Source organism: Cytophagia bacterium CHB2 (genome assembly GCA_030263535.1).
Classification (GTDB): Bacteria; Zhuqueibacterota; Zhuqueibacteria; order Zhuqueibacterales; family Zhuqueibacteraceae; genus Coneutiohabitans.
The window spans coordinates 1-7742 of record SZPB01000308.1 but is presented as its reverse complement, the minus strand read 5'-3'; the positions used below and the strand labels follow the sequence as shown (position 1 = coordinate 7742).

Below are 7742 nucleotides of genomic sequence, written 5' to 3'. Positions count from 1 at the left end.
GATCTTACCAATGCCCAATTGCATGGTTTGCTCAATGTCGTGCGCAACGTCAAGGATGCCGGCGACATCAAAAAATTTATCCAAAATCAGGCCATGAAAGCCGAACGCGCCGGCAAATTCAAAGAGAAAATGCACGAATTTTGGCTGGCGCTTCAAATTCGTTGTGAGGCGGTTCAGTCTGAAGCTGCGATCATAGCGCGCGAAGTTGACCCAAAATGGGCGGGTCAACCGGAACGAGCCGCCAAAATCCATCAGCAGCTTCTGCAAAAGTTTATGCAGCATGTGATTGCGGAAAAGCTGCTATTGGAAAAAAGCAATCAGGCACATTCAAACGCAAGCAAGAAAGGATGACTTTAAATGGCTGCACAAATTTCAAGAACTGCCCTCAAATCCCGCTACCGCGTGAGCGGCGACCTCGTGCTTGACACGGCGCTGCACCTCGGCGGCGGGCGCAATCCGGCCAAGGGCACGGACTCACCGATTCTGCGCGATGGCTTTGGCAAGCCCTACCTTCCTGGTTCGTCGCTCAAAGGCGCATTGCGCGCGGCCGTGGAGCGCATCGCGCCGAATTTAAACGTCTCGGCCTGCGGTTTATTTGCCTCGGATGAAGCTCCAGGCAGTGAAGCCAATGTCACATCTTTCTGCCTTACGCCGTTGCGTGAAGAGCATCCCGCGCGAAAGGCTTATCGCGAGCTTGAAGAAGGAATCAGCAAGCCGTTGAGCAAGGAACTGAAAGAAAAAGCCGAAAAGCATCTCAAAAACGGTGCATATCACTTGAAGACCAACGCATCGATTACCGAGGAACTGCTGGTCGGCGTGCTCGAAAAGAATCTTTGCGAAGTTTGCAAAGCCTTTGGCGCTCCATTCATCGGCTCGGCGATTTATTTCCACGACGCCTCGATCAACGAAGCGAATTGGCTTGGCCTCACGCAAGTGCGCGACGGCGTCGGCATCGACCGCGACAGCGGCCGCGCCGTCGATCGCATCAAGTATGATTATGAAATCGTGCCCCCGCAAACCGTGTTCAATTTTTCCATGACCATTGAATCCGGCGAAGCCATGGCATTGGGACTGGCGGCGTTGGCCTTGCATGAATTGCAGCAAGGTAACGTTCCGCTCGGCGGCATTCGCTCGCGCGGGCTGGGCCGTTGCCATCTGGCTAGTGAAACCACCAAAGTCGAAGCGCTCGACTTCCGCAACATTGAATCACTCAAAGCCTACTTGACGAAAAACGAGCTGAAGCCGCTCACGCTGGATGATTTCATTCAACAGCACATTAAAAACTTGTGGGCAGAACAGGAGGCAAGCCATGTTTAAACGACTCGTGAACGAATGCACCATTGAATTGCGGCTGAAACCCGAAGGCGCGCTGCTAATAAAATCCGGTTTGGAGCAAGTAAGTGATGTGAAAATGGCATGGGTCAAAGTCTACCGCGGAGATCGATCAGATCCGGAAGTGTATCTACCCGGTTCCTCGCTCAAGGGTACGATCCGCTCACACGCCGAGCGCATCGCCCGAACGATCAAATCAAATGCTGCATGCGACCCGTTCAGCCCCCAAGGCGAGCTGGCCGCCTGCGGCAATGTTCTCGATGATCTGAAACGGAGCAAGCGCGGGAATGACCCCACCACCCCGGAAGTTTACAAAAACTCCTGTCTGGCCTGCCGTCTCTTCGGCAACACCTGGCTTCTTGGCCGGTTTGCGACCGAAGATGCTTATATTGAAGGTGATCCACCACAAATCCAGGTACGCGATAATGTGGGAATTGACCGTTTTACTGGTGGCTCTTTTCACTCAGCTAAGTTCGACTTAGAAGTCATCACCGGCGGCATCTTCAAAACCACGTTGCACCTCCAAAACTTCGAGCTGTGGCAACTCGGGTTAATCGGCTTCGTGCTGCAAGACATGAAAGACGGCCTGGTGCGCATGGGCTCCGGCAAAAGCCGGGGCTTGGGCAAAGTCGTTGCCGACATTGGCAAAATCACCCTGCATTATCTCGGCACAGCGCCAAAAATCGCGGAGAACGGCCATTTCAACATCATGGGCGTGGGCGCGCTTTTCGAGCAATACGAACAGTATGGCATGGTCAAAGACGATCGCGTGCAAGTTGAATCCGGGCGGGGCGAAATGCTGCCCTCGCCATTTTCAGCCCTGCGCCAAAGCATGACGTTTACCTTCGACAATTTCCCCTGGCAGCCGGTGGCCGACCGTTGGGTGCAATACGCCCAGGCGTACAAAGATGGCTTGGAGAAACAACGAGGAGGAAGCCATGGCCGATAAACCCGAAATCGACATCGCGTTGTTTCTCGGCCCGGCGCATTCGGAAGAGCTGCAAAAAGTGATTGATGCAATAAGCGCCTCCGCGAGTTTCGCGATTCTCGAATCCCTCACGGACATTAGCTTTCCGGCTCCACAAGCGGGCGAGATCAAGCTAACCGAGTGGGAGCGAGGCCGGTTGTTCGCCGAGGCGTTCGAGCTGCGATGGGAGAAAACCGGCGAGAAGTTTCGTTGTGTGCTGGCTGCAGAAAAAGAAGATTGGAAGTGGCCGCAAGCTGACTTCGAACTCAAAAAATCTTTCACCTCGGCAGATCACTTTTTACAAGACTACTTCGCCGATGCCGGGCGCGAAGAATACAGCGTCTACCTTTGGCCGGAAACCGACAGCCGCCTCGGGCGGCAACTGCACTACGCGTGCCTTGACGCCACACGCCCAAAAACTTCACCAAACGAGAAAAGTCCCAACGCCAAATTGCAGATCAAACGTTACTTTGACGCTCACGGCCGTTTGATCTTCTGGCGCTACAAAAGCATGAGGTGGGAATCATGAATCCATACAATTTCGTTCCGCTCGGCCCGGCCGCGCCGCGCCGGAAAGTCCGCACCCACGAAAGCTTCGGCCAGACGCTGCACGCGGGCACACTGGTATGCCGCATCAAAACGCTGACCGAGATTTTCGTCGCCGAGCCGCACGAACGCGCCGAAAGCAATCAGCATCAAGAATTGCGGTTCATTCGTGAAGCAGGCAGGCCAATCATCCCCGGCAGCTCGCTCAAGGGCAGCATTCGCAGCATCGCCGAAGCATTGAGCGGCTCCTGTCTCGTACTGGCGGGCGATCGCAAACGCAGAGCGGTGAGCCATGATACCCTTGCTTTTTGGGATCAAAAGCGCCCGCACGAATACGCCATCTCCGATGGTTTTGCCCCCTGCGGCATGACGGATGAACGCGACCGTTCTCCCGGAAAAGACCGGCGCGGCAAAAGCGGAGAAATCCTGGCTTGCCCGGCATGCCGGATGTTCGGCTTTCTCGATCACAACAACGTGCATCTCGGTTATGTCAATTTCTCTTCCGCGCATCTCAACGGCCAGGCGGCCGAGTTTCAAATGCAGACGCTTGCGCCGGCAGGAGCCCCCGGTCCGCGCCACCGCACGTTTTACGGCACGCCCTCAACCGGTTTTCGCGACGCGCGCGGCAGGAAATTCTATTATCATCGCCCTCAAGGCCTGCAAACCTCGCGTGACAAATCCGACCAAAACAAAACCGTCGAGACGCTTTTGCCCGTCGCCACATTCGAATTCAAAGCCGATTATGAAAACCTCAACGACGACGAGCTGGCCCTGCTCATCTTCGCCCTCACCCTCGAAGACCCGATCCGCCACAAAATCGGCATGGGCAAGGGCCTGGGCCTCGGCAGCGTGCAGATCACAATCGAAGAATGGCGCACCATCGATTTGTCAAGGCGTTATCACCAACTGAACGCCGGCAGTCAAATTCTCACCAACGATGCGCTCACCGCTGCCTTGCAACAGCAGCGTGAAAAGTATCATTCGGTTTTTTCAGCCTGGCAAAGCTCACTGCAAGCGCTGCGCGAAATTTGGGCCTGGGATGCAAAGCAGACGCGCGAAGTCCAATACCCCTCGTACATGTGGTTCAAAGACTTCAGCACCGTCCCGCTCGAAGAAGTGCCGGACGACGCCGGACAATACAAGCTTCGGCAAGCACCGCAACCGCAGCGAGGACCTTCACGATCGGGGCCTTTCACTCCCCGCCCCGAAGATCTAAAAGCCGCCGCCGAAGCCCAGAAAGAAGCGGACAAACTCCTGCGCCAAGCGCAACGGCAAAGCAAACAGCAAGCCGTGCTGGAGCAAATGCCTTATCAAAATCGTGACACCGAAGAAGTCAAAATCACCGCTGTAGCGCAAGATAGCTTCGAAATCACGCTCAAAAACCTGCCGGACAAAAAGTTCGCCGTGAAAAAGAAAAACCTGTACCGACCCTATCAAGTCAATCGCAATATCAAAGTCCGCATTTTGGTGAACAGACAGGGTGAAGTGACGCGTGTAGAGGAAGTATAGGCGCTCTATCAAGAAAGCCGTCGCGCAGAAGAATGTCGCAAATGCTTTGTTTGGAGGATGCTCATGGGAACATACCATTTTATGGGCCTCGGTCGCGCCGTCGGCGCGGTAACCTGTGCGGTCGATTACATCGAAAAAACATTGGACTTGATGGCCGGCGGCGATCCTCCGGCAGAAGTGGTCAAGTTTTTTCACGGCAGCGGCGGCATTCGCCATGCCGAGCTTGACAAGGGCAAAATCGAGGCCCTGGTTCTTTTTACGAGCAAGGAAGTCATTGAAAACAGGCTCTCCGCTTTTGCTTACTCTGGCAACGAACATCCTGGCCCGGTTCGTAACGAGGTGCTGCATGTCCTCAAGAAAGTTTGGCGACGGGCAGACGCAGATGCCGGCCGTAAAATCTTCTGGTGCCAAGTGGAAATCGATGATTTCCAGGACTGTTTCGACAAAATCGTCAAGGTCGCGTATCGCTTCAGCCCGCCCGGCAAACAAGGCAAAGAAATCTGGTGCAACCTCACCGGCGGTTCAAACTCGATTGGCTTTGCCTTGCTCTCCATGGCGCGCCTGACTGGCCTTTCCATCAAGAACTATCTTATCGCCCAGCGAAAAGAGTTTCAGAAAGAAATAGAAGTTCCGGGGGCCATTAAAATCCAGCCAAACAAAGACGGCTATTTTAGTGCTTTTCCTTTTCTCAAGACCCATATCGACACGGCGAGCTTCTATGAAATCCTCATGGAATTGCCTGCCGAGATCGAAACCATAACAACGCAAAACCTTTTCGATCGGCTTCGTGGCCGGGGGTTGTTTTTGCACCTTAATCTCGAACAGTTTAGAAAAAACTACATGCTCAAGCTTCATGGCCTGGGTTATACGGAGTTTGATCGCAACAAGGATCTCAATTCTATCAATCTGCGAGGCCTGGATTTTCTCAATGAATTGGAACATTTGGAAAACGCGATCACGCTTGAATCAAAACTCCTAAAGCGTGAAATCGACTTGGTGGCAGAGGCCAAAAAGTGGCCGTGGTTTGGCACAGTTGACGAGCTTTGATAAAGCAAAAATTTTCGACTATCATCCGTTTTTAGACAGGAATGGCAATCATGACCCTCCTCAACCTCTCCCACCCGCTCACCGCAGAACAATTGCAACAAATCGAAGCGTTGAGCGGGAAAAAAATTGGCGCAGTCAAAAACATAAGCGTTCACTTCGATGCCGCCCAGCCTTATCCCGATCAAATCGCCACGCTGGTGGACTGCATCGGCCTTACCCCCCAGCAATGGCAAAACGAGCCGATCCTGCTCAACCCGCCCTCGTTCAACTTCATCGCGGTTGCCTTGCTGGCCGAGCTGCACGGCCGCATGGGATATTTCCCGCCCTGCGTGCGGCTGCGGCCCGTCAAAGACAGCCTGCCGCCGCAATTCGAAGCGGCAGAAATTATCAATCTCAACGAAATTCGCGAGCAAGCTCGCAAGCGGCGTTGAAAGTAAGCCGAAGCCCTCACTACTTTGGAGTAAATCTCATGGACGATATTTTCAAGGGGGTCGTTTCCAACTTCTTCTGGGCCCTCCTTGCCGCCGCCGTCACCTGGCTCTGGGCGCGGCGCAAGATTAGCCGTTTGCGCCAGCAACTGCGCGCCTTTCAAACCGAACGCGGCGACCGCGAAGTCGTGCTCATCTTCTCCGCCCGCGAAGACATCACCGAAGCCGTCAACGCCCAACTCATGCGAGATGGCCGCCAACTCCTGCCCAAATTCAAGCTGCATCACGAAGGCAGTTTTAGCGACCAGGAGCAAGAATGGATGGCCTACGTCCACAAAATGAAAGATCAAGTCAAGAAAATCCGCGAGCATGGCGCCACCCGCATCTATTTTTTCACCAATCTTCCAGTGGTCATGGGCGCATTCGCCGGCGCGTTGTTGCGCAACGGTCCTGAGGTCATTGTGCACCATCATTTTAGCGGAGTCTATCGCCGCATTGGCACCATCACCCACGAAACCGTATATTATTGATTATCGCCGCCGCAGGAGGTGCGCCTAAACCCTGGATTTCCCTGTTCTTTGACAACTTCTTTTTCCCACGAGTTAAGCTGAATGCGCAATCATCAATCCGCAATCTGCAATCCATCGTCGCCAACGAGCTGCAATCCCTGCTCGACGGCATCGGCTTCGATCCCTACGCCGGCTTCTACCACGTCGCCGAATACGGCCGGCCCAGCTTGGCTCTCGATCTGCTCGAAGAATTCCGCCATAGCCTGGTTGACCGCCTGGCCCTGCACCTTTTCAATCAAAACGTCTTTGCCGCCGCCGATTTTCAAAATGTCGCTGCCGGCGGCATTCACCTCAATCGTGAAGGCCAGAAAAAGTTCTTTCGCGGCTATGAACGCTATCTTGGCGACTATCACGGCTCGCCGCCCGGCGCCAGCGTCGGCCATTTTCGCCGCCATTTCAAAAACCAGGCCTATAAACTGGCAAAAGCCATTCAAGAAAAGGGCGGCTATCAACCCTTCGATCTCAGCGCACCAGAAGCCGCTGCCGCCGAAACCGGTGACCCGCCCTGGTGAAAACAACACTTGACTTTTGCCGCCGCTTCATTATTTTGCAAACCATCGACAGCCAACGGTCGACTGCCGACCGTTGACTGTCGACCGTAAACCGTCAACCGTTCCCATGTTCGTGCTCATTTCTTACGACATCACCGACGACAAAGTCCGCTTCCGCCTGGCGCGCACCTTGAAAGACTTTGGCAAGCGCGTGCAGCGTTCGGTGTTTGAAGCGGAGATCACCGAAGCCGAGCTGACCAAGCTGCACCAAAAACTCGCTCAGGTACGGCTCGATAGCGACGATAGCATTCGTCTTTATCGTTTGTGTGACGGCTGCGTTAAAGGCGTGAAAATCTGGGGCAGCGGTGAAGTCACCAAAGACCCGGACATAATCGTTCTCTAAAATAGCAGCACTCCTCATTTCAGGGTAACGTTTTCACACCAACTCTTGCATGGAGATTGGCTAATTTCCGCCATATAGAATTTTGTCGCTGATTATAAAATAAAAACAATAACTTATATAACTATGAATGTCAGGAGGTGATAAATTTGCGGTTCAATAAGCGGCAAGAAATTCAGGATTACCCGTTTTTGATTTGCAGGTTTATAAAAAACAATCACCTGCAACGGTGGCTATTGGAATTGACCTAATCTGTATTGTGGGATTGAGACCTGTTGCGATGAGCACGTCGGTGTTCGGGTACATATTCTATTGGAATTGACCTAATCTGTATTGTGGGATTATTCGATTGTAGATTGTGGAATTCGGAATGCGGATTGAAAAGCCTATGCGAGAAAGCCGCGCTGAATCCACAATCATCAATCCGCAATCCGAAATGATTCGTGGGGATTG

At 53.4% G+C, this 7742-nt stretch carries 10 protein-coding genes; 9 read left to right on the top strand and 1 reads right to left on the bottom strand.

Going from position 1 to position 7742, the window contains the following annotated elements; translation table 11 throughout:
- Positions 1–282 (bottom strand): hypothetical protein (locus FBQ85_22975; protein ID MDL1878007.1); only part of this gene is annotated, 282 nt, incomplete at its 3' end.
- Between the two features lie 75 nt (positions 283–357).
- On the opposite strand from FBQ85_22975, the gene FBQ85_22970 reads away from it, so the two are divergent.
- The 9 genes from FBQ85_22970 (at position 358) to cas2 (ending at position 7292) form a co-directional block, all read left to right on the top strand.
- On the top strand, positions 358–1317 hold the full coding sequence (locus tag FBQ85_22970) for a CRISPR-associated RAMP protein (GenBank protein MDL1878006.1): 960 nt from the start codon (positions 358–360) through the stop codon (positions 1315–1317).
- Positions 1256–2281, top strand: coding sequence for a CRISPR-associated RAMP protein (locus FBQ85_22965; GenBank protein MDL1878005.1), 1026 nt, complete (start codon positions 1256–1258; stop codon positions 2279–2281). The genes FBQ85_22970 and FBQ85_22965 overlap by 62 nt, the downstream gene beginning before the upstream one ends.
- Positions 2271–2828 carry a hypothetical protein gene (locus FBQ85_22960; GenBank protein ID MDL1878004.1) on the top strand — a complete coding sequence of 186 codons (558 nt, stop codon included), beginning with the start codon at positions 2271–2273 and terminating at the stop codon, positions 2826–2828. The genes FBQ85_22965 and FBQ85_22960 overlap by 11 nt, the downstream gene beginning before the upstream one ends.
- A complete protein-coding gene (locus tag FBQ85_22955; GenBank protein MDL1878003.1) occupies positions 2825–4354 on the top strand; it encodes a hypothetical protein in 1530 nt (509 codons plus the stop codon). The genes FBQ85_22960 and FBQ85_22955 overlap by 4 nt, the downstream gene beginning before the upstream one ends.
- Positions 4355–4417: 63 nt before the next feature.
- Entirely contained in the window at positions 4418–5401 is a 984-nt protein-coding gene (locus FBQ85_22950) for a hypothetical protein (protein ID MDL1878002.1), read from the top strand.
- Between the two features lie 50 nt (positions 5402–5451).
- A complete protein-coding gene (locus FBQ85_22945) occupies positions 5452–5832 on the top strand; it encodes a hypothetical protein (GenBank protein MDL1878001.1) in 381 nt (126 codons plus the stop codon).
- A 38-nt stretch (positions 5833–5870) separates the two neighbouring features.
- A complete protein-coding gene (locus FBQ85_22940; GenBank protein MDL1878000.1) occupies positions 5871–6359 on the top strand; it encodes a hypothetical protein in 489 nt (162 codons plus the stop codon).
- Positions 6350–6910 carry a CRISPR-associated endonuclease Cas1 gene (gene cas1 / locus FBQ85_22935; protein MDL1877999.1) on the top strand — a complete coding sequence of 187 codons (561 nt, stop codon included), beginning with the start codon at positions 6350–6352 and terminating at the stop codon, positions 6908–6910. Before FBQ85_22940 ends, cas1 begins: the two co-directional genes overlap by 10 nt.
- A gap of 106 nt (positions 6911–7016) precedes the next feature.
- The gene (gene cas2 / locus FBQ85_22930) at positions 7017–7292 is read left to right on the top strand and encodes a CRISPR-associated endonuclease Cas2 (GenBank protein ID MDL1877998.1); all 276 of its coding nucleotides are present in this window, start codon (positions 7017–7019) and stop codon (positions 7290–7292) included.
- Positions 7293–7742 lie beyond the last annotated feature (450 nt).

Coding starts and splice junctions, on each gene's coding strand:
- FBQ85_22970 (MDL1878006.1), top strand. CDS start 358: ATGGCTGCACAAATTTCAAGAACTGCCCTCAAATCCCGCTACCGCGTG.
- FBQ85_22965 (MDL1878005.1), top strand. CDS start 1,256: ATGATTTCATTCAACAGCACATTAAAAACTTGTGGGCAGAACAGGAGG.
- FBQ85_22960 (MDL1878004.1), top strand. CDS start 2,271: ATGGCCGATAAACCCGAAATCGACATCGCGTTGTTTCTCGGCCCGGCG.
- FBQ85_22955 (MDL1878003.1), top strand. CDS start 2,825: ATGAATCCATACAATTTCGTTCCGCTCGGCCCGGCCGCGCCGCGCCGG.
- FBQ85_22950 (MDL1878002.1), top strand. CDS start 4,418: ATGGGAACATACCATTTTATGGGCCTCGGTCGCGCCGTCGGCGCGGTA.
- FBQ85_22945 (MDL1878001.1), top strand. CDS start 5,452: ATGACCCTCCTCAACCTCTCCCACCCGCTCACCGCAGAACAATTGCAA.
- FBQ85_22940 (MDL1878000.1), top strand. CDS start 5,871: ATGGACGATATTTTCAAGGGGGTCGTTTCCAACTTCTTCTGGGCCCTC.
- cas2 (MDL1877998.1), top strand. CDS start 7,017: ATGTTCGTGCTCATTTCTTACGACATCACCGACGACAAAGTCCGCTTC.